Origin of the sequence: Lactobacillus sp. UCMA15818 (genome assembly GCF_030400225.1) — a bacterium.
In the GTDB taxonomy this organism is placed as follows: Bacteria; Bacillota; Bacilli; order Lactobacillales; family Lactobacillaceae; genus Liquorilactobacillus.
In genome coordinates, this window is record NZ_VJYB01000001.1 from 36,843 (window position 1) to 58,813 (window position 21,971).

Annotated in this window: 14 protein-coding genes; 8 read left to right on the forward strand and 6 right to left on the reverse strand. The window is 33.3% G+C overall.

Features of this window, described 5'->3' with window-relative positions:
• Window positions 1-3 precede the first annotated feature (3 nt).
• Window positions 4-3,633, forward strand: a complete 3,630-nt coding sequence (gene brxC / locus FFX44_RS00205; protein ID WP_289976721.1) for a BREX system P-loop protein BrxC — start codon at window positions 4-6, stop codon at window positions 3,631-3,633.
• Window positions 3,634-3,651: 18 nt separating this feature from the next.
• The gene (gene pglX, locus FFX44_RS00210) at window positions 3,652-6,399 is read left to right on the forward strand and encodes a BREX-1 system adenine-specific DNA-methyltransferase PglX (RefSeq protein ID WP_289976722.1); all 2,748 of its coding nucleotides are present in this window, start codon (window positions 3,652-3,654) and stop codon (window positions 6,397-6,399) included.
• A gap of 50 nt (window positions 6,400-6,449) precedes the next feature.
• Here pglX (FFX44_RS00210) and FFX44_RS00215 read toward each other — a convergent pair whose 3' ends face one another.
• The 3 genes from FFX44_RS00215 to FFX44_RS00225 all read right to left on the reverse strand — a co-directional run bounded on the left by FFX44_RS00215 (window position 6,450) and on the right by FFX44_RS00225 (window position 9,688).
• A complete protein-coding gene (locus FFX44_RS00215) occupies window positions 6,450-6,749 on the reverse strand; it encodes a hypothetical protein (protein ID WP_289976725.1) in 300 nt (99 codons plus the stop codon).
• 319 nt (window positions 6,750-7,068) lie between these two features.
• A complete protein-coding gene (gene pglX / locus FFX44_RS00220; RefSeq protein WP_289977690.1) occupies window positions 7,069-8,760 on the reverse strand; it encodes a BREX-1 system adenine-specific DNA-methyltransferase PglX in 1,692 nt (563 codons plus the stop codon).
• Entirely contained in the window at window positions 8,753-9,688 is a 936-nt protein-coding gene (locus FFX44_RS00225) for a site-specific integrase (protein WP_289976727.1), read from the reverse strand. Before FFX44_RS00225 ends, pglX (FFX44_RS00220) begins: the two co-directional genes overlap by 8 nt.
• Before the next feature lie 133 nt (window positions 9,689-9,821).
• On the opposite strand from FFX44_RS00225, the gene FFX44_RS00230 reads away from it, so the two are divergent.
• The 3 genes from FFX44_RS00230 to brxL are packed head-to-tail and all read left to right on the forward strand — an operon-like array spanning window position 9,822 to window position 15,354.
• Window positions 9,822-10,757, forward strand: a complete 936-nt coding sequence (locus FFX44_RS00230; protein WP_289976730.1) for a hypothetical protein — start codon at window positions 9,822-9,824, stop codon at window positions 10,755-10,757.
• 12 nt (window positions 10,758-10,769) lie between these two features.
• Entirely contained in the window at window positions 10,770-13,310 is a 2,541-nt protein-coding gene (pglZ, locus tag FFX44_RS00235; RefSeq protein ID WP_289976733.1) for a BREX-1 system phosphatase PglZ type A, read from the forward strand.
• A gap of 10 nt (window positions 13,311-13,320) precedes the next feature.
• Window positions 13,321-15,354, forward strand: a complete 2,034-nt coding sequence (gene brxL, locus FFX44_RS00240; protein ID WP_289976734.1) for a protease Lon-related BREX system protein BrxL — start codon at window positions 13,321-13,323, stop codon at window positions 15,352-15,354.
• 302 nt (window positions 15,355-15,656) lie between these two features.
• Here brxL and FFX44_RS00245 read toward each other — a convergent pair whose 3' ends face one another.
• Window positions 15,657-17,135 carry an MDR family MFS transporter gene (locus FFX44_RS00245; RefSeq protein WP_289976738.1) on the reverse strand — a complete coding sequence of 493 codons (1,479 nt, stop codon included), beginning with the start codon at window positions 17,133-17,135 and terminating at the stop codon, window positions 15,657-15,659.
• A gap of 114 nt (window positions 17,136-17,249) precedes the next feature.
• Here FFX44_RS00245 and FFX44_RS00250 point away from each other — a divergent pair, with 114 nt between their 5' ends.
• The 3 genes from FFX44_RS00250 to FFX44_RS00260 all read left to right on the forward strand — a co-directional run bounded on the left by FFX44_RS00250 (window position 17,250) and on the right by FFX44_RS00260 (window position 19,729).
• The gene (locus FFX44_RS00250; protein ID WP_289976740.1) at window positions 17,250-17,843 is read left to right on the forward strand and encodes a TetR/AcrR family transcriptional regulator; all 594 of its coding nucleotides are present in this window, start codon (window positions 17,250-17,252) and stop codon (window positions 17,841-17,843) included.
• A gap of 207 nt (window positions 17,844-18,050) precedes the next feature.
• The gene (locus tag FFX44_RS00255; protein WP_289976742.1) at window positions 18,051-19,196 is read left to right on the forward strand and encodes a hypothetical protein; all 1,146 of its coding nucleotides are present in this window, start codon (window positions 18,051-18,053) and stop codon (window positions 19,194-19,196) included.
• Between the two features lie 5 nt (window positions 19,197-19,201).
• Window positions 19,202-19,729 (forward strand): YbaK/EbsC family protein, encoded by a 528-nt coding sequence (locus tag FFX44_RS00260; RefSeq protein ID WP_289976744.1) that lies wholly within the window; start codon window positions 19,202-19,204, stop codon window positions 19,727-19,729.
• 129 nt (window positions 19,730-19,858) lie between these two features.
• Here the strand turns inward: FFX44_RS00260 and FFX44_RS00265 are convergent, their stop codons facing one another.
• Entirely contained in the window at window positions 19,859-20,368 is a 510-nt protein-coding gene (locus FFX44_RS00265; protein WP_289976746.1) for a GNAT family N-acetyltransferase, read from the reverse strand.
• Window positions 20,369-20,508: 140 nt separating this feature from the next.
• Window positions 20,509-21,966: a glycoside hydrolase family 1 protein gene (locus FFX44_RS00270; RefSeq protein ID WP_289976748.1), complete on the reverse strand. Its 1,458-nt coding sequence runs from the start codon at window positions 21,964-21,966 to the stop codon at window positions 20,509-20,511.
• Window positions 21,967-21,971 lie beyond the last annotated feature (5 nt).

Here is a 21,971-nt window from a genome sequence, read left to right on the forward strand (position 1 = left end):
CAAATGAAAATTAATGATATGTTTTTAAGAAATATCCATCGAGATATTGAAGGTGTTATCACTGCTTCGAAAGCAACTGATAGGCAAGTTTACCAGGAGCTAGATGAATACGTTGTTACAAAGGAACTTCAAGGCCATTTTAGAACTTTTTTTGATGCTTATAAGAAAGGAATTACTGGAAATACAAATAAAATGGGTGTTTGGATTCAAGGATTCTTTGGTTCTGGTAAATCTCATTTTTTAAAAATTCTTTCCTACACTCTTGAGAATAAAGAAATTAATGGGAAAACAGCTTTTGATTTTCTTACTGAAGGTGATGAGCAAACACGAAAAATTAAGGACCCGATGACCATTGCGAATATGAATTTAGCTGCTAAAACTCCAACAAATGTCATTCTTTTCAATGTGGAATCAAAACATCAGACAGGTGTTGAAGAAAAGAATAGTTTAGTAAACGTTTTCTTGAAAGTTTTCAATGATAGTTTGGGATATTCGACTAATCCTAAAGTTGCTGACTTGGAACGACGTTTAGATAAAAAAGGAAAATATGATGAGTTTAAGGAAAACTTCAAGAAGAAAAATGGAATTGAATGGACTAAAGAGCGACACGAAGTTGATTTTATTCAAGATTCAGTAGTGGACAGCTTGGTTAGTATTGGATATATGTCTGAGGATGCTGCTAAAACTTGGTTTAACAAATTAGAATCAGACTATATTATTAGTATTGAAGGTTTTGCAAATCTAGTTGAAGAATATCTTCAATCAAAAGGTAATAATGAACATATTGTATTTTTGGTAGATGAAATCGGACAGTATATTGGTGGAAATAGTGATTTAACGTTGCAGTTGCAGACTATTGTTGAAGAACTTGGAGACAAGTCTCATGGAAAGGCATGGGTCATTGCTACTAGTCAACAAGCTATTGATAAGATTACTGACATAGCTGGTGCAGCGGCCCTAGACTTTTCGAAAATTAAAGGTCGTTTTGAAACTACATTATCACTTTCATCTGCTAATGCGGATGAGGTTATTCAAAAACGCATACTTGCCAAAAATATTACCGGGCAAAATTATTTGGAAGCAGATTATCCAAATTATGAAAATGATATTAATCAAATATTGATTTTTGAAGATAGTCCAGAGCTGAAACTTTATAATAGTGCTAAGAATTATGCAGATGTCTATCCATTTATTCCTTACCAATTTAACTTGTTAGCAAACATCTTAACACAAATTTCAAAACACTCTATTCAAGGAGCAAATCTTTCCCGAGGAGAACGTTCATTACTTGCGTTTTTCAAAGAAACTGCTGAACGAAATGCCAATAATGATAGTTCAACTTTGGTCTCATTGGATCAATTTTATCCGTCACTTGAAAAATGGCTGAATGAAACTGACAATGCAAAGGTAATTAAACAAGCAGAAGAAAATACACGAATAGTACCAGATAAAAATGATCATTTCAACATTGCTATTCTAAAAGTCTTATTCATGATTAAATATGTGGATCAAAACATTAAGCCAACTCTTAACAATATAACAAACTTGATGATTTGTCATGTGAATGAAGATAAATTAGTTCTTCAAAAAAAAGTTGAAATTGCTTTGAAAATCTTAATTAGTGAAAATTTGATTCGTCAAAACTTAAAAAATTATGTATTTCAAACGGATGAGGAACAAGAAGTGACGCGCTTGATTAACAATATTGATTTGAATGAAACGGACATTGAAGATAGGCTCGCTCGAGATATTTTGGATGACAAAATTGGACGAAATCAGTTTTCATATAAGAACCCACATGCAGTGGGGAAAATGTTCGAAAATCGCTATAATTTTACGTATAACTTTTATGTGGATGATTACGCATATCGTAAGAATAGTAATCCTAATCTAGAAGTTAAGATTATTACACCTGATCATCCCTTATGGAATGATGAAACACAACTTATCTTAGCAAGTACAAAAAATCAAATGCTGATTAATTTACCTGTTGATCAAGACTTTATGAATCACATCAGGACGTATTTACAAGTTGAAAAATACATCACTACTGCTAATACATCAAGTGCTATTAGGAATTTTGTAGCCGTTAAAACTGAGAAAACTTCCGAAAATCAAGAGTTGATTAATTCAATTAATGTTCAGTTAAATGACTTTTTAAAACAAGCAACGTTCTACTTTAACAATAACAAATTAGAGGTTTCAGGTTCAGATTTTAAAGCATGCCTCAATGATGCTTTGCAACAAATGGCTAAACTTGTTTATTACAAAAATGATTTGGTAGATTCAGCAATTTCTGAATCCGATATTAATAGTTTGTTAAAATACAGCGATAGTGAATTGGTTGCTCATGTAGAAAATCAAAATGTAGTTGATGATGTGAGTCGATATATTTTATTACAGGAAAATAAAAATCTTACAGTGACAATGAAAACATTACGGGATAACTATCTTAATAATGCACCATACGGATTTGTTAATGAAGATTTGGAGTGGACAATTGCTCGTCTATTTAAGGAAGGGAGCATTAGTCTCTTCAAAAATGCAATTCCACTAGATACTAATTCAGATATAAATGAAATTTCAAAAGCTATATCTGATCGTAAATCGCCAGAAAAAATTCGTGTCAAACTTCGTCAAAAAGCGAATGATGTCCAGAAAAAAATGGTCCGTAATTTAGGCGAAGAATTATTTAAAAGTCGTAGTATTGTTGACGAAAATAATGATGATACAACACGTCTGCGATTCAATGAAAAGACCCAACGAATGATATCTGAGTTAAATAGCTTCAAAGACACATTTGGCCATTATTATCCTCAATCAAGTGAAATAAATGAAGCACTTGGTGTCTTACAACAAGTCGTAGATGCTCGTGATACGAAATCATTCTTTGAAGTTTTGAAAAATAAAGAAGAAGAATTACTTGATTGGGCAGAGAACTATGAAGATATTCATAATTTCCATACTAGTAATCAAAAACTAATTTGGGATAAGGCAAGAGATTATATTAGCCGCGTAGAAGACAGTACTACCCAAGAACCGACTGATAGAATTAATTCAATCCTTGCAGGGATGAAAAATATCATGAAACAAGCATCTCCATATCGCGCTATTCCAAAACTAAGCGAATTGAATAGTCAGTATGAGACAGAGTACATGAAATTCATGGAATCTAAGTCTAATGATGCTACTGATGAAATAAAGTCAGTTAAACGAGATGTTCTAGAAGATTTAGATAGTCGCGATATTGGTGACAATTTTAAAAGTGAAGTAGTTCAAAAATTTGATAATTTAATTCAGTCTTTAGTAGATACACAAACATTAGACCAAATTGTGTTACTCAAAGCTCAAGCTGATACATTGCAATATACTTTTACAAAGAAATTCACTGCAGAGGAAAATCGCAGACGTGAGGAAGCCGCTAGAAAAGCTAGAGAATTTAGTAAAATTAGTCAAGATCCCCCAATTTCAGCTAAACCAATTAAAAAGGTAAGAAATGTATATATGAAAGACTTGATCAAAACTCGTCAACGAATTAATTCTGAGGCGGATGTGAATGCTTTCGTAAATAAATTGAAACAAGAATTACTTTCAGAGTTAAATGATGATAATGAGTTAGATATTCTACTGTAACTGATAGGAGCGCTATTAATGGACAAAAAAGCAATTAAGATTTTTGCCATGGAGTCTCGTGTGAAACTTCGTGAAGGCATTATTAATAAATTAGCTAAGTTAGGTATTACAGAAAATAATATTGGTGAAATTGTTAAAATTGGAAACGATACTATTGAGGTCTCTTCAAATAATGAACGCTTTACAGGCAAAGATGTCGTCAACCGTGCTAAGTTAATTGAAGCACTGGTTAAACGTAAAAAGCAAGTTGATCCAAAAGAAAAGAATCGCGCAGCAATTGCTTTTGACAATTTAGTAGAAGAAGTGGCATATACTTGGTTTAATCGCTTAATTGCTATGCGTTTTATGGAAATAAATGACTACTTGCCAGGACATCAACGTGTTCTTTCAAGTGAGGTTGATGGGAAAAGAGAACCTGATATCATTACAAATCTATTAGATTCACAGTTGTACCAAGAAATGGATACGGCTATGCAGAACCGAGTCATAGAATTAATGTCAGTTAACTCAGCTAATGCGGTAGATGAACTTTATCAACTTGTTTTTATCAAACAATGTAATAGTTTGAACCAACAATTACCTGACTTATTTGAACGTATTGATGACTATACCGAACTTTTGTTTACAATCTCGTACATAGATAATAACGGTGTACTTGCAAACTTGCTAACAATTCCAGAAGAGAATTTCAATGTGAAAAAAGGTGGGCAAGTAGAAATTATTGGATGGATGTACCAATATTATAATACTGAACCCAAAGACAAAGTGTTTGCTCGTGGTCATCGAAAGATTCGTGCAGATGAGATCCCCGCTGCTACACAATTATTTACACCGGATTGGATTGTGCGTTATATGGTGGAAAATTCACTTGGTCGTTACTATATTGACCAAAAAATGGCTGATCCTTTGGAAATACGCACCGAGAAAGAAATTGCAGACGAATTTGGTTGGAAATACTACTTGTCAACTGCTGAACAACCTGAAGATGTGCAGTTACAGATTGTTGCTGAACAAAAGGATAAAAGTGTTATCGCTTTACAAGAACTAAAACTGATTGATCCAGCAATGGGAAGTGGGCACATTCTTGTGTATGCTTTTGATGTATTCATGCAGCTTTATGTTGCTGAAGGTTACCGCGAACGTGACGCTGCTGAGTTAATTATACTGAATAATTTATTTGGGTTAGAAATTGACAAACGGGCCTATCAACTAGCTTATTTTGCCTTGATGATGAAAGGTCGAGAATACAATCGACGAATTCTAAATAAAAAAATGAAGTTGAATTTATATCAATTTATTAATTCTGAAGATATTTCGGTCGAATATTTCAAACGTTTAGAAAAACTATCAACTCTTTCACATGCAAAATTTACTGAAAAACTAGACCAACTTAATTCAATTATTGAACAATTTACTCATGCAACAGAAATTGGTTCAATATTAAATTTTCATAACATAAATAATAAAGAAATTGATGAACTTCATAAGTTTGTTGATGTATTTGATAAATTTTCTGATATGGACATTCTTTATCAATTACCTGAAACTCACAAAAAGATTTTGCAAATTTTTGATATTGTTAAAACTATTACCTCGAAATATACGGCGGTAATAACTAATCCACCATACTTGAATAAGATGAGTCCCATACTTGATAAATACGTCAAGGATAATTATCCTGATGTAAAAACAGACTTGTTCTCTGTATTTATTAAGATGAATAGTCAAATGCTTGTTGAAGATGGATATGCTGGTTTTATGACACCGTTTGTCTGGATGTTCATCAAATCTTATGAAAAATTGCGCAACTTCTTGATTACGAATAAAAGTATCTCTAGTCTGGTTCAAATGGAGTATTCTGCATTTGAGGAAGCGACTGTACCTGTTTGTTGTTTTACAATTAAAAACACAAAAAATGAGCCAGTTGGAAACTATTTCAAATTGTCGGATTTCCGCGGAGGTATGGAAATCCAAAAAGCGAAAGTTCTTGGGGGAGTTAAGAACCCAGATCTAAGTTATGTTTATCAAACAAATCAGAAAAATTTTACAAAGATTCCGGGGAGCCCTATATCGTTTTGGGTAAGCGAAAAGCTTATTCATGATTTCGTTATTGGAACACGAATGGATAAAATTGTAACTTCTAAGCAGGGTTTGGCAACTGCGGACAATAACCGTTTCCTACGTGAATGGTGGGAGGTTGACTTGAACCGTATTAAGTTTGATGCTACCTCCATAGAGGACTCAGTTAAATCAGGAAAAAAATGGTTTCCATACAATAAAGGCGGTTCATTTAGACGTTGGTATGGCAACTATGATTATGTGGTTAATTGGGAGAATGATGGTCGAGAAATAAAAAATTTCGTTGATGATAAAGGAAAGCAACGAAGCGTGGTGCGAAACCCAAGTTATTACTTCAAAGAAGCGATAACTTGGTCGGATGTCACAAGTGGTGATTTTTCAATGAGATTTCGTGAATCTGGAAGTGTTTTTGATTCAACCGGTCATTCAGCTTTTAATAAATTGGCTGAAAATAAACTTTATTTACTGGGTCTTCTTAACACTCCTGTAGGGAACTATATTTTCAAAATCTTGAACCCTACTATTCACATGCACATAGGTTATGTGTCATTATTTCCTACGCTCGTCAATCTTAATTGCGAGGATCACATAAATTCTATAGTTAGACAAAACATCGAGATTTGTAAAAAAGATTGGCTAAACAAAGAGACTGGTTGGAAAGCTTTTGGAAAACATCAATTATTATAAAAGAAAAGGGTAATCCTATTAAATTAGGTTTGCCCTTTTCAACTTTCTTACTAAATTAGTGGATGCTTGTTGAAGTTCCAATGATCATAGATCTGATTCCAATCATTTTTTGTAATTTGAATATTTTCTTTAACTAGTTCAATTATTCTTGGATTATCAGTATCAAAAATTACCGGTATATTTTGAAAATCACCGACTTGTGAATTAATTGTTGGATTGAGCACCTTTAAAATATTATTGCCAATTGGTGTATTTACCATTCCTAACACATAAAAGATATTGATTTCTTTGTTTGAAAATGCTGACATACCAGAAACGTCATGAATACTGCCATATTCTCGAAAACGCACACTTAATCCACCAGATGTTATTAATGGCCAAGTTATCGCTTCTTTGAAGTAATAATCGGTATTTTGTGGACGCGACCGAAGTTTTCCCTTATCATCGACGAAAATTTTGATTTATTAAGCATTATCTCTTAAATTTTCATGTAATCATAGTTACTGTAAAGAAAAGGAAAAAATGTCTTGCTAATTATTTCAGACGGTACTGAATTTAAAAGATATAAAGTAACATATTCAATTTTTTGCTTGAATAGTCTGTCATTATAATTAGAAAAGCTTAAATTCCATTCCTGTATAAATTTATTTATTAAAAAAAATAACAAATTTATATTAGTGAGTGTTTTTTGAAATCCCAAGAAATTTCAAAGGAGTCCCAATAAAGTCTAGACTCATCAATAAGTTCTTGAACTTTTCCTGTAATTATGCTCTTATCATCTAAATTCATTACCATTGATGCAACAGTACCTGGTTGGTAGTTCATTGTAGGATTAATCAATTTAAACACCTCATTAGTCAAGGGAGAGTTTAAAATTCCTAGAATATAATTGGTATCTTTTTTATTTTTAGCAAATATTTTACTACCGGCATTATCAAACAATGAATGAGTAGAATATCTGCAAGAAAATTTACCAGATGTTAATGCTGACCAAGTAATTCCTTCATCAAAAATATAGTCCAAGTTATAGTTATGACTTCTAACTTTCCCATGGTTATCTTTAAAAGTCTGTATTGCGAAACCATCAGACTTCCAGTTTACAAGATATTCATTGTTACCGTACCAACGTTTAAAACTTCCACCTTTATCATAAGGAAACCAAATTCTTTTAGAATTTATTGCTTCAAGGCGACTATTGGCTGAAAAGTTTGCTTGATTAATATCAATTTCATGCCAAAATCTCAAGAAAGTATCATTATCAGCAGTAGCCATGCCAAGTCTGGCATCTCCATATTCTGAAATGGTTTTATTTTTAAACAATTTTAGAAGATTTTCGCTTACCCAATACGAAATTGGTTGTCCCGGAATTTTAGCAAAGTTATCTTGGAAAGTATAATATAGATAATCTGCTTTATCAGCACCAATAGCCTCTAGTACTTTTGTTTCTTTCAACTTATAATTTTTGAAATCAACAAGTCTTAAGTAACTACCAACATAGCTTTTATGTTTAAGTGGTGACATCACAAAAATAGTTGTTTGTACAACTTCACCGCCAATCTCTTCGAAAGCACGAGTTCCTAAATGAACCATATTAATGATGGTTTGCTGATTAACTTTGAAACGCAATTTTTCAAAACTAGACAGGAACATCCAAGCGTGTTGTGTAATCATTGTATAATATCCAGACGATTTAATCATTTTTTTCAGTCTTTCAATAAACACACCAAATAGGTCACTTTTGCTGTCTGGATAGACTTTCTTTACGAAATCTGATAGAACTTTATTCATACCAGAACTACCCATATAAGGTGGATTCGTAATTCCAATATCATATTTCTGTTGTAATAACTCTCCAACATTCACCATCTCACTAATTGCAGGATACAAAAGCGATACAGTTCCTTCATTAAGCCCAGCTTTTAGATTATCGAAATTAATGCCTTTGAACTCAATTAACGAGCCTAAATCAATTGCATCTTTAAAACCATCAATCAATTGTAATAAATCTTGATGTGCTTTTTTTTGATTAGGAAATTTAATATTTAGTAATTGGAGTTCAGTTTCATTAATACCAAAATTGTCAGATATGGCATAAATATTTGGTTTGATATCCTTAGACAAAATTAGTCTTGAGTATTGACGGCCTTTCATTATCAATGCAAAGTAAGTTAACTGGAAAGCACGCTTATCAATATCCAGTCCATAGAGATTATTTTGAAGAATTAACTCAGCAGCGTCACGTTCGCGGTAACCTTCAGCAACATAAAGCTGCATGAATACATCAAATGCATATACAAGGATGTGCCCACTTCCCATTGCTGGATCAATCAGTTTTAGTTCTTGTAAAGCAAAATCATTCAGATAGTGCTTTCATCATAATTTTCATAATCAACTTTGTTTCACGTTCTTCCATTTCTTTGATGATATGTAAGTACACACTTTGAGTTGTAGTCACATCTTTATGTCCAAGTCTGCGACTAACACTTAAAATGTTGACATTTTTAAACAATAAAATAGAAGCATGTGTATGCCGTAATCCATGAAAAGAGATAGATGCGATATTGAGTTTATCACACAGCTTCTCAAGATGGCGATTAATAGTTGCACTAACAGGTAATTTGCCATTTTCATTTTCACAAATTTTTTGTTGCGGAAGTTTGAATTTTCTTGCACGTATTATGTTTTTGATTACATGAAGTGTTTTTGTATCTACGTCTATAGTTCGAATTGAGCTTGAATTTTTTGTTGGTTTGAAACCAGTATGATATTTGTAGTCCCAGGTCTTATTCACGACAATGAGTTTACTTTTAAAATTAATATCTGCAACAGTCAATCCGAGAACCTCTGCAAATCGTAGACCAGTCATTGCTGAAAGATAAATAATGAAGTCATAAGAATTGGTTGAAATACAAGTTGCTTGGATTAAAGTCTGCCACTCTGAATAAGAGTGAAACATAACTTTTTCAGTAACTTTTTCACGACCAGTTATAATTGCTTTACGTGTAAAGTCTGTCTTAATAATTCCCTCTTCAAGTGCATCAATAACTGCTGCTCGAATTTGTTTATGAAATCCTGCAGTTGTCCGCTTAGCATGAGTTTTAGCAAAGTTATTCAAAACAGTTTGGTAGTTTTGGCGCGTTATTTTGTTGAATTTGATATCACCAAAGTAATTTTTGATATGCTGATAGGTGTTTTGGTACTTTACATAAGTTACCGAGGAAATTGCTGGTTTCTTGAAAGTTTCCATCCATTCATGAAAATAATTAGCAAGTGTTAAATTTGTAGTCATTTGAATAGTTCCCTTCATATTTATTCGTACTTAATAAGAATATGGCTTTGTGGAAGAAAAATTAACAATGAATAATACAAATATTATAAAAACACAGTATAATATAAAATAGAAACAAACAGGGGGTTGCATAGTGGCTAAATTAATCAAAGATAAATTTGAGGCCTGGGAAAAAGAATCACGGGATCGCTTTAATCAATTGAAATCAAATGAAGAAGAACTAAATAAAATTTTCATTAAACTCTATGGCTTACAAGATGAGCTTGATTATCATGTGGACGATAAAGAAGTGTCTGTTTCCCTAGCTGACCGCGAACGTGATATTAAATCATTAATTAGTTACGCGGTTGGTTGTATGTTCGGGAGATATTCATTAGATGAAGAGGGGCTTATCTTCGCTGGTGGAGACTTTGATATATCTCGCTATCATAAATTTAAGCCAGATGTAGATAACATTTTACTAATTACGGATGATGAGTATTTTCAAGATGATCAAAGTGATATTGTAATAAAATTTGTAGAATTTATCTCTATTGTCTATGGGAAGGAAACGTTGGAAGAAAACTTAGACTATATTGCAGATATTCTACCTGGTAGTGGAAAAAGTCGTGCTAAGATTCGTAAATATTTTGTATCTAAATTCTACGCTGACCATATGTTAACTTATAAAAAACGTCCAATTTATTGGCAATTTGATTCTGGAAAAGCAAATGGTGTGAAAGCGTTGATGTACTTACATCGCTATGATGAAAATTTGCTTGGACATTTGCGTATTGATTATGTGACAAAATTGAGCCATGCTTATAATTCTCGAATCGAATTACGTGAAAGTCAAAAAATAGCTACATCAAATGCTGGTGAATCAGCTCGATATGAAAAAGAAATTATTAAAATTAAAAAACAACTAAAAGAGCTGCATGAATTTGATAATAAACTTGGTCACTTAGCTTTAAAGAAAATTTTACTTGATTTGGATGATGGAGTAGTTGTAAATTATGATAAACTGCAGCGTGATCCAGATAATGGTGAAAAATTTATAATTTTGACTAAGGGTGTAAAAGAACCTTAAGGAGAAAAGAAAATGTCAGATTTAAATTTAAGTCAAATTCAGACTCGTTTAAATGAGCTTTTTGTAACATATGGAGAACGTAAACTCATTTTTTGGTTTGATCCAAAAAATGAGTTTGAAGAGGATATTGATAAAAAACAGATTCAATTAAACGATGCCAAGATTTATAAACTTGAGTCACGGACTCAGCTTATGACTAAACGTTTCTTTGAAATTGAAGACAAAAAAAATAATTATCTCATTTATGCCCCTTTCAAAAAAATGGATGACGATGATGAAAATAACCATCTATTAAGTATTATGAAATATTCAAGTCAATTTAGTGCAGATCGAATTTCGCTTATAATGACACAACTTAACATTCCATCGAATTTACACGATACAATGGAAAAGTATACTAAATTTTTTGGAGCAAAATCCCGTATAGCTGCTTTTGAAAAACTTATGACTACGAAAATTAACTCTAAACAGGAACTTGAAATAACATTGATAGCTGTTGTGACAAAAGCAAACACGGCTCAAATTTATAGTATTATTCAAGCTTTGTTAATTGATTATACTAATACTTCAAGTAACTTGTATGATCAGCTAGCGAGCTTTGGCTTGCAAGAGGCACTCTGGAAATATATCTCTAAATATTATGGATATACAGCTAAGGAACCGACAATTCAAAAGTTAGCTATCTCATTTTTTGCAAATGCTTTCTATGGTCAGATGGGGCATCAAAAATTACCAGCTAACTTGAAGGAATATGAAGTTCCTAACCAAACAACTGCAATTGTATCATTTATGGATGGTGTAATGAATGATTCTCGCTATACAGCAACGTTTGATAAGTTGAGTAAAGATACTTATTGCTTGATTGGAGGAGATAAAATTCTTGCTAAAGCGCCTATTGAGGAATTGTTGGCAGCGGATATATTTGAACCAATTCACATTCTGGTAATTCAGTACTACATAAGGCAATTAATGAGTGGGGATTTAACGCCGATGATTAGTGGAATATCATTATCAGAAGCATTGATACTTAAGCAACGAGCTCATTTTGGTATTAAATACGTGCATCAATATGAAGTAATTTTGAATGCTCAGAAGATACTAAAGTACGTCTTAAATACTAACACCGATCAATTTACATCATTTGTTAAAGACTACGAAACATCATCTTATTTGGTAGATCAGTATTATCGTAAATTTATTTGGCATCTGGATAGATGTGCTGAACAAGATAAGTTTACCAAATTGCAAGTGCTAGTTGAAAAACAATATAGGACATTTTTGGATGAAATTGGTCGATTGTGGAATGCTTTATTGTATTTAGATGAACGGCCTTCAATGCTTGATTTCTATGATAAATTTGCAAAGAACAAAATGAAAACTGTTGTAATCATTTCGGATGCTTTACGATACGAAGTAGCAAAAGAAATTCAACAATTTCTTGAACAAGAAAAAAAGTATTCTTCAAAAATGGATACAATTTTCACAGTATTACCTTCTGTGACAGAATTTGGGAAAGCTGCTTCATTACGTGGGAATCATGAACCATATGAATATATTAAAGATACAGATGTTCGAGTAAATGGTTTAAAAACACAAGGAACAGTTGCACGAAATAAAATTCTTAAAGAAAAAAATTCAAATTCATTGGCAATTACCTACGAAAACGTTATGGGAAAATCAAATGCAAAAGAACTTCGAGAAGTGTTTAATGGTCAAGAAGTGATTTACCTTTATCATGATCAAATTGATGCAACTGGAGATAAAATTGGAACAGAGTCTCAAGTATTTAATGCAGTAGAAAATACGATTAAGGAACTGATAGCACTTATTCAATTTATTTCAAATGGTGCAAATGTCTATCGTTTTATTATTACAAGCGACCATGGATTTATTTATACAAGATCTAAAGTAGAGGAACACGAGAAGATTGAGAATCCATCTAGTTCTGATTTAGATCACGTTGAGCGGCGTTTTATTATTAGCAAGAACCATTATGATGAAATTGGTATTGGTTCTGTCAAATTAGGGGACGTATTGCATAATGAAGATGATCGCTATGTTCATTTTCCAGAAACTTCAGCTATTTTCAAAAAAGCTGGTGGAGGTCAGAACTATGTCCATGGTGGCTCATCTCCCCAAGAAATGATTGTTCCAGTATTAGAAATAAGCGTGGCTCGTGGATCCGCACAAAAAAAACCAGTAACAATTCAATTAATGACTGCTAAAAGAAAAATCATTGGGTTATCTGTTGCTCTTGAATTTTATCAAACAGAGGCGATTAATGATTCTGTTACAAAAGCTCAATATTCGCTTTATTTTGAAGATGGCAAAGGAAATCTAATTACAAACCAAAATGCTTATTATGCTGATTCAACTTCTGGTCAATCGAGTGAACGATTTACGAACTTTACTTTTGATTTCGTAAATCGTAATTATGATACAAATGAAAAAATTTATTTGATTGTAAAAAATGAAGAGACAAAAATTGAAACAGAACATATTGAATTTGCGATTGATAATCCATTTGCTGGTGGATTTGGATTCGATATTTAGGAGGAAGTTAGTGGATCAAGTTATTTTAGATAAATTAGTGGCAAATTTTCCTGGAAAAATTGTCCGTAAAGATTTAACAAAAAAAATTAAAGAGGGAGCAAATGTTCCTGTTTATGTGTTGGAATATTTGCTGGGAATGTATGCTTCATCGTTGGACGAAGATCTTGTTCAAAAGGGAGTGGAAAATGTCAAAAATATTTTAGCTCGCAATTACGTTCGTCCAGATGAAGCTGAAAAAGTGAAAGCAAAGATTCGTGAGAATGGTGGGTACACAGTCATTGATAAAGTCAGTGTTTCTTTGAATGAGAGAAAGGATCAATATGAAGCCGAGTTTTCAAACTTGGGTTTATCAGGTGTTCGTATTGGTGATGAGTATCCGAAAAAGTATGATCGATTACTTGGCGGTGGTATTTGGTGTATCGTTCAAATGGAGTACTGGTTTGATGAAAATGATCAGAAGAATTCGCCATTTATTGCGAAAAAAGTAGATCCAATTCAAATGCCAGGTCTTGATATTGAAGAATTTAAAAGAGGTCGAGCTGCCTTTACTGAAAAAGAATGGATTGATATCATACTTCGTTCTATTGGGATGGAACCAACTCAATTTAATGAGCGAGTTAAGTGGCTGCACTTAGCACGTTTAATTCCGCTAATTGAAAATAATTTCAATTTATGTGAACTTGGTCCACGTGGTACTGGGAAATCACATGTTTATAAAGAAATTTCGCCAAACTCAATTTTGGTGTCGGGTGGACAAACCACAGTGGCTAATTTGTTCTATAACATGTCTCGTCGAGCAATGGGGTTAGTTGGTATGTGGGATACAGTCGCATTTGATGAAGTAGCAGGAATCAACGTAAAAGATGGTGATTTAGTCCAAATTATGAAGGATTACATGGCCTCTGGATCATTTGCTCGTGGCAAAGAAGAGAAAAATGCTTCCGCTTCAATGGTGTTTGTTGGGAATATTAATCAAAGCATAGATGTAATTTTAAAGACTTCAAATTTATTCGAACCATTTCCTGACAAGATGGGGACTGATTCAGCTTTTCTTGACCGTATGCACTGTTATCTCCCTGGATGGGAAATTCCAAAATATCGTCCCGACTTTTTTACAAATGATTATGGTTTTATCACTGATTATTATTCAGAAGTAATGAGGGAACTGCGTAAAACAACATATAGTGATGCTATTGATAACTATTTTAAACTCGGTTCTCAACTGAATCAACGGGACACAATTGCAGTTAAAAAGATGGTATCAGGGTTAATTAAGCTAGTTTATCCAGATGGTAAGTTTGGTAAAAAAGAAGTTGAAAAAGTCCTTAAATTTGCGATTGAAATGCGGCGACGTGTTAAAGAGCAGCTTAAAAAAATTGGCGGTATGGAATTTTTCGATGTCAACTTATCATATATTGATTTAGAAGAAAATCGTGAAGAGTATGTATCGGTACCTGAGCAAGGTAGTGGAACATTAATTCCTGAAGGAATTGGTAAACCAGGACATATTTATTCAGCATCAACCGGTGCAAGTGGACGTATTGGAGCATATAAGTTTGAAACACAAATGGTATCTGGCAACGGTAAATTTAAAGCAACTGGTTTAGGCAGTGATTCAGCTGCTAAAGAAAAAACTGATTCAGCATATAAATATTTAAATGCCAACGCAGCTGCAATTAGTTCATCTATCTCAACAACTACTCATGATTTTATATTTAATACGCAAGATCTAAATGGTGTTGGAAATCCTGAATCATTGTCATTACCTACAATGATTGCCTTATGTTCAGTTTCCTTGAATAAACCAATTGTTTCAAGTATGGCTATTTTAGGTGATATAACAATTGGTGGCACCTTAATTAAGGTAACAAGTCTTGCTGATATGATGCAAGTAGCTCGCGATTCTGGAGCTAAAAAAGTCTTAGTTCCAATGGCAAATGCTGCTGATTTGGCAACAGTTCCACCAGAGTTGATGTCAACGTTCAATATTATATTTTACAATACACCTGAAGATGCTGTGTTTAAGGCCTTAGGAGTTGAATAATTAATACGATCTTTAAATCTAGTCGATTCATTTATACAAAAAATTATTCGCTATGTGAGTAGAAAATGGAAAGGTTAAAACAATATTAGATTTAAGATAGGATGTGTTCAAAATGACGAGTTGGGTTAATAGTCTCGAGCATAAACTTGGATGCTATATGTTTGAAAAATTACTTGTTAAATACCCTGAAGCTTTGCACTGATAACGAATTAAAAAATTCCAATGTTTTTTTGAATATCACAAAAAGAAGTTGCGCCAAAACAAAAATTGTGACACAACTTCTTTTCTTACTCAAATTAAATTTATTTTTTCCCCATTCTATTAGTAAGCAGCATTGCAGGCAAAGCAATCAATAATGCAGCAATAGAAATGACCATAAATCCATATTGAAATGAGTGAACTTTGATTAGTTCTAGATGATGCTGCAAAAACATTTTCATATATTCTGGACTACCATGAAACTTATTGGTTGCAAGACTATGTTTGAAAGACGTAATGTTAGAACTTGCATAAGCTGTTACCAAAGTTGTAATTAATGCAGATCCAAATGCGCTGCCAATATTTTGAATAATCCGAGAACCAATTGAGGCAGCCGGAATTTGCGAATTTTCCATACCAGTGTATGCATCTGCCATTAGTGGCATGAAGATTCCTCCTGCACCAATTCCGCGGATAAATAAAATTACAGCAATAATCCAATAGGATGTTGTACCATCAATCCAATAAAATGGAAGTGTTCCAACAAATGTAATCAAGAGACTTCCCATAACAACATATTTTGCACCGATACTATCAGTTAGTTTTCCCGTGAGAGGGCGCGAAATTAACATGCCGAAGCCTTGTGGAATTAATGCCAGTCCGGCCATCATGACACTCATGTTACGAATATCTTGAAAGAATAACGGTAGCAATAACATGGCACCATTTAAAACTGTTCCAGCGATAAAAAGACCGATGGCAGATCCATTAAAGGAATTATGTGTAAATAACTTCAGTGGTAAGACAACCCTTTCTTTTATTATCAAAGCCCAAATGATGTACAAAATCAGTAAGATTAGACCTAAACTTACAAACACTAATGTTTTTTGGTTTAAAAAGTTTGCAGTGCTGGAAGCTTTAACAATTCCATATATGATAGCGGTGGTTGATGCTGCGAGTAATACTATCCCTACCAAATCCATCTTTGCTGCTTTATTTTGTGCCGGATAATGTGGCATTTTCCAGATAATTAATATAATTGAGATAATGCCAACTGGGATATTAATCCAGAAAATCCAATGCCACGAGAGGTATTTTATGATGACTCCACCAAGAATTGGACCAAAGAGTGGACCAAGAATCATTGGTAAACCAACCGTTGCCATCATTTGTCCCATTACTTTTTGGCCAGCCGTTTGGACAAGTAATGTAGTCAATATTGGCATTATGAGACCACCAGCAAAGCCCTGCACCAATCTAGCACCAATAAGGAAATTAATATTAGGTGAGAGTGCAGATAGTAGGGAACCGACTGCAAAAAGAATTTCTCCCATCAAAAAAACGAGTTTACCATCAAATTTATTCAGTAACCAGCTGGAGAAAGGAACTGCAACCCCAATCGCCAGCACATATCCCGTAATAGTCCATTGAACAATTTCAACAGAACTATTCAAATCTTTGACAAGTGTATGAATCGCAATGTTTACCATTGTAGAATCAAGTAATGGAGCCATGGCACCTAATACTAAAATCCAAGCAGTAACAGTAACTGATTTTGGAATATAAGAATTATTTTTAGACATGAATATATCCTCCTAATAAGAAACTAGTAGTATCTTAATACCACACATGTTATATTACTCTATGAAGAATAAATGTCAATAAGAAACTAAAAGTATCTTAAAGAGGTGTTATTTATGGGTAATGTTAGACGTAGAGGTATTGAATTAGAAAGTGCTATTTATAAGGTTGTCCGTGAGGTTGTTGATGAAGAAGGGATAGAAGGAGTAACTTTTCAAAAAATTGCTAAGCTTGCAGGAACCAGTAAGTCTGTAATTTATCGACGGTGGGAGACACCATTTGAACTCGCTATTTCAGCATTTCAAGATAGAATTCAACTTGAGAATAAAGGAAGTGTGGACAAGGTAGCTCTGACTGGTAAAAATATGCATGATGATCTGCTCCAATTAATGAATCGTTTTCTTATTAGCATTGATACACTAGGGAAAACATTTTTGAGAAGTCTATTAATAGGAATTGGGGATCAACCTAATGAGGCCATGCAACGATTAATGGACAAAAATTCAGAAATCGATTTACGAGCGATAAATCGGATATTGGAGCGAGCAAGAAGCCGAGGAGAAGATGTAAGAGAAGATATTCCTGACGATGTAAAATTACTTCCTTTTGAGTGGCTTCGTTACAAAATGTTCCTACAAAATAATATTAGTCGAGACATGATAGAGATGTTAATTGAGGATATTTTGATTCCTGTATATTTGAAGGGCTAGTAGGTAAATGTAAAATAATTAAAGCGTTGAAAAGGGAATGTGATATAATTCGGGGAAATTTAACTTTTGACCCAGCTCCCTGAGAAAGAAGTGCTCAAGGTATGGATAAAGAATCAATTGAGAATTTAGAAAACGGGCACATAGTCTATTTTTGTAATTTATTAAAACGCTATAATTAATTGATTAAATATGAATTGGGGTATTTTTATGCGTAAATTAAATCTTTTTATAATTGTTTTATTAATGGTAGTTGTTTCAGGATGCAATCTTCAAAAAAAGGGGAAAGTAGTTGATGATACCGTTAAAACAACGACAAATAAAACACTGCAAGCTAAATCAAAAACTTGGACTTTCAGTCGTGGAATCAGTTCTAAGCAGACAAAGAATCAAGGTGTATCAAAACAAATAACCAGTTCTGTGGTTTCCAAAACTGATGCACTTTCTAGTTGGACTACTTCTAAAGGACAATTTATGTCTAGTTCGGTCAATTATAGACGAGTGTCATTAAAAAAGTGGAAACAAAATATGCTTAAAAACTATATTAAAAGTGCGCAAAAGAGCATTCATTTAATGAGTGTTTCACAGGTAAATGATGCGCTAAAAAAACTAGGCTCAGATATTAGAATTAGTAAACTATCAGATTTAGTTTTTTTAGAAACAAAAATAAATGGAATGACACTTCCGGAAGCGTTTGTTGCCAAGGGACATCATCTATATTCGATTAACATTCAATATGCTGATACTAAACAAACAATAATAATTGCACGTGGTCAATCCTTTACTGATACAAGTACAAAAAAAGCAACTAGCCAGATTTCATTAAATAAATTAAATGGAACGTGGATTGCGCCGGAAACCACGACAAGTTCAAGTGATACTGGAAAAATTATGATTGAAGATGGTTATATGTATCAACATCGATACAATAGTTATGAGCGTTCCGCAATTCAGAAATTGAGTTCATATTCACTAATATCACTAAATCAGAATATAACTTATGCTGCACAAAAAGTTAATGCAGCTAATGCGGGCTATCAGTTAACGCAAAAAGCTGTTGCCAGCGGGGATAGTGTAGGTTATTTGTATCTATTTGTTAATGAAAACCAGTTAGTACGAATTGGACAGGGGACAACTACTACATATAAAAAAACAAGTACACTTGTAGCCGCAAATGATTTACCGCAAGACAACATTACAACCTTTGAAGAGATGGATCAGAAGCACCCTGGTGAGGCGGCTTCAACCATCACTGTTGATGCCAGCGCACCTATTGTGGGTATGAGTAATAACATTAAGTATTTAACTAATGCAGATGCTGGTCAGATTATTGACAATATAATCATTAGCCAATGATATTAATGGAGCCCACTTTAGGAATACAGGAGGGATTTAACATTTCATACGCCACTGAAGAACAGGCTATTAATTTATTAAAAAAATTAAGAATTGACTATCAAAGAATTGTGCACCCACCATTATGGACAATGAATGATCCGCATGCTCCTAAGGGATTGCCAGAAGTCAAGAATTTATTGCTAAAAAAGGAAAAAAATGAACAATATTATTTACTTCTAACAACTAATAAGCCAGTTGACTTTAAGTTATTAGCACCACAATTAGGTACCAGTCGGAATAAATTGCGCTTTGCAAGTGAAGCAGAACTTGAAGAAATACTACATATTGTGTCAGGTATGGTGACTCCATTGGCTCTGCCTAACGATAGCGAACACAAAATAAGGGTGCTGCTAGATGCTGACTTGAAAAACTTGTCAGCAATTTCTGCCCACCCTAATGTTAATACTGCAACTATTATTTTTTCTTATGCAGATCTTATTAAAATACTCAAAAGTACCGGATATGAACCGACAATTGTACAACTTGGTTAGGTATTTGATTGAAAACCCACTGAATTTGCCCGCATTGTTTTGTATAGTAAGGATTCTGAAATAATTATTATTGGCCAATTAATTTCTTTGAAAAGTACAAAAATGCTGTTATAAATATCGCAAATAATACTATTTTTTCAGATTTTTAAACATCAGCTTACCAGCTTTATTTTGACCATCAATCGTTAACAAAATAGGTAAGTTGCCTACTATTTCAAATCCATACTTTTTGTACAAATTAATTGCCCTTTGATTATCAGACAATACTTCCAGATATATGCCGTCAATGTCCCACTTTTTGGTAGCCCAAGCAATACAAGCTTCAATTAATTTACTGCCGATATGTTGTCCCCAGCATTCTTCATCAACTGAGATAGCAAATTCGGCTTGATTCATATACCTGATTCTTAGTTTTCTACTTATTTGCGCTAATCCAATAATTTTAGCCGCTTTATCATCCTGGGCAACGAAGGCGACACTTGCTTGTAATTTGTCATTAAGATGTTTAATTTTTTCCAAATCAAATGAAGATTGTAGTTCTTGCTGCTCTAACCCTAAATTATTAGTTTGTATTGAAACTCTGTTGAGATATTCAAATAATTTTTTAGAATCGTCTTTCTCAAAGAGACTTATTTGCATGATTTAATCACCTCATTAATTACCTAGGATTATACGCTTAAAATATGAGGACTAATTATAAAAAACAAAAAAACAGAATTGGAGATAATTCTGCTCCCAGTTCTGCATATGGTAGATATTAATAAAATCTGATAAGCACTCTAATAATTTATGGTATTATCTAAATCAGCACCATTTGTTTCAATGACTTTTTTGTACCATGCAAATGATTTTTTACGTAAACGTTTAGCTGTTCCATGACCATTATCGTCAAGATCAACATAGATAAAGCCATAACGCTTTGACATCTCACCTGTTGATGCACTGACTAAGTCGATACAGCCCCACGGAGTATAACCCATTACTTCAACACCGTCTTCAATAGCAGCACTAATTGCTTGAATGTGATATTTAAGATAATTGATACGATAATCATCATAAATTTTTCCATTTGTCTCAACTTTATCTTTTGCACCAAGACCATTTTCAACAATGAAAAGAGGTTTATGATACCGGTCATACAGTTCATTAAGGGAAATTTGTAATCCAGTTGGATCAATTTGCCAGCCCCAATCACTTGCTTTGAGGAACGGATTTTTAACTCCGCCTAATAAATTACCTGCAACAGTTTCGTTAGTTGCAGCAGTAGCATCAATTACACTAGACATATAATAACTAAACGAGATAAAATCAACTGGATATTCTTTCAGCAAAGCTAATTCATCAGTTGTTCTGTCTAAATCATTTTCAGAAACTCCATTTTCTTTCAAATACCGGTGACTATATGAAGGATACTCACCACGAATTTGTACATCAGCACAGAAAAAATTGAAATTCTGATTATTATGCAAATTTGATAGTTGATTAATTGGATTAGAATTATAAGCATAACTCGTTGCATAAAGAATCATACAGCCAACTTTAATTTGCGAATTAAAATTATGTGCAATTTGTACTGCTTTTGAGCTAGCAACGAATTGATTATGCCAAGCTTGAAAAATATTTTTTTTATTTGTCGCACCATTTTCTGGAACTAAGCCTTGACTTAGTGCTGGAAAATGAGCAGCTGAATTAATTTCATTAAACGTCAAAAAATATCTGACTTTTGAACCGAAGCGAGTAACTACAATCCGGACAAAATGTTCAAAAAAATTGATTAGCTGTTTATTCTTCCAACCACCATATTTTTTTGCCAAATTAAGTGGCATCTCGTAGTGCGAAAGTGTAATCAGAGGTTCAATATTATTTTTTAGGCATTCATCAATCAAGTTATCGTAAAATTTTAGTCCGGCTTCATTAGGTTGTGTTTCATCGCCTTGTGGGAAAATGCGGCTCCAGGCAACAGAAAAACGATAAACTTTAAAACCCATTTCCGCAAATAAAGTAATGTCTTCTTTATAACGATGATAATGATCAATTCCAAAATGGTTCGGGTAATTATACTTTTTTTCATCAATAGTCCAATCAAAATTTGGTTGGTTAATAACCTGCATTCTTTTTTTGCCCCCAGGTAAAGCATCCGCAATTGAAGGGCCACGATTATTTTCTTGCCAACCTCCTTCAAGTTGGTTGGCGGCAGTTGCTCCACCCCATAAAAAATTATTTGGAAATTTTGTCATATTCT

Excerpts from the sequence above, each read along its gene's own strand:
- FFX44_RS00245 (WP_289976738.1), bottom strand. The coding sequence starts at position 17,135 with ATGTCTAAAAATAATTCTTATATTCCAAAATCAGTTACTGTTACTGCT.
- pglZ (WP_289976733.1), top strand. The coding sequence starts at position 10,770 with ATGTCAGATTTAAATTTAAGTCAAATTCAGACTCGTTTAAATGAGCTT.
- FFX44_RS00225 (WP_289976727.1), bottom strand. The coding sequence starts at position 9,688 with ATGACTACAAATTTAACACTTGCTAATTATTTTCATGAATGGATGGAA.
- FFX44_RS00250 (WP_289976740.1), top strand. The coding sequence starts at position 17,250 with ATGGGTAATGTTAGACGTAGAGGTATTGAATTAGAAAGTGCTATTTAT.
- brxC (WP_289976721.1), top strand. The coding sequence starts at position 4 with ATGAAAATTAATGATATGTTTTTAAGAAATATCCATCGAGATATTGAA.
- FFX44_RS00265 (WP_289976746.1), bottom strand. The coding sequence starts at position 20,368 with ATGCAAATAAGTCTCTTTGAGAAAGACGATTCTAAAAAATTATTTGAA.
- FFX44_RS00255 (WP_289976742.1), top strand. The coding sequence starts at position 18,051 with ATGCGTAAATTAAATCTTTTTATAATTGTTTTATTAATGGTAGTTGTT.
- pglX (WP_289976722.1), top strand. The coding sequence starts at position 3,652 with ATGGACAAAAAAGCAATTAAGATTTTTGCCATGGAGTCTCGTGTGAAA.
- FFX44_RS00270 (WP_289976748.1), bottom strand. The coding sequence starts at position 21,966 with ATGACAAAATTTCCAAATAATTTTTTATGGGGTGGAGCAACTGCCGCC.
- FFX44_RS00260 (WP_289976744.1), top strand. The coding sequence starts at position 19,202 with ATGGAGCCCACTTTAGGAATACAGGAGGGATTTAACATTTCATACGCC.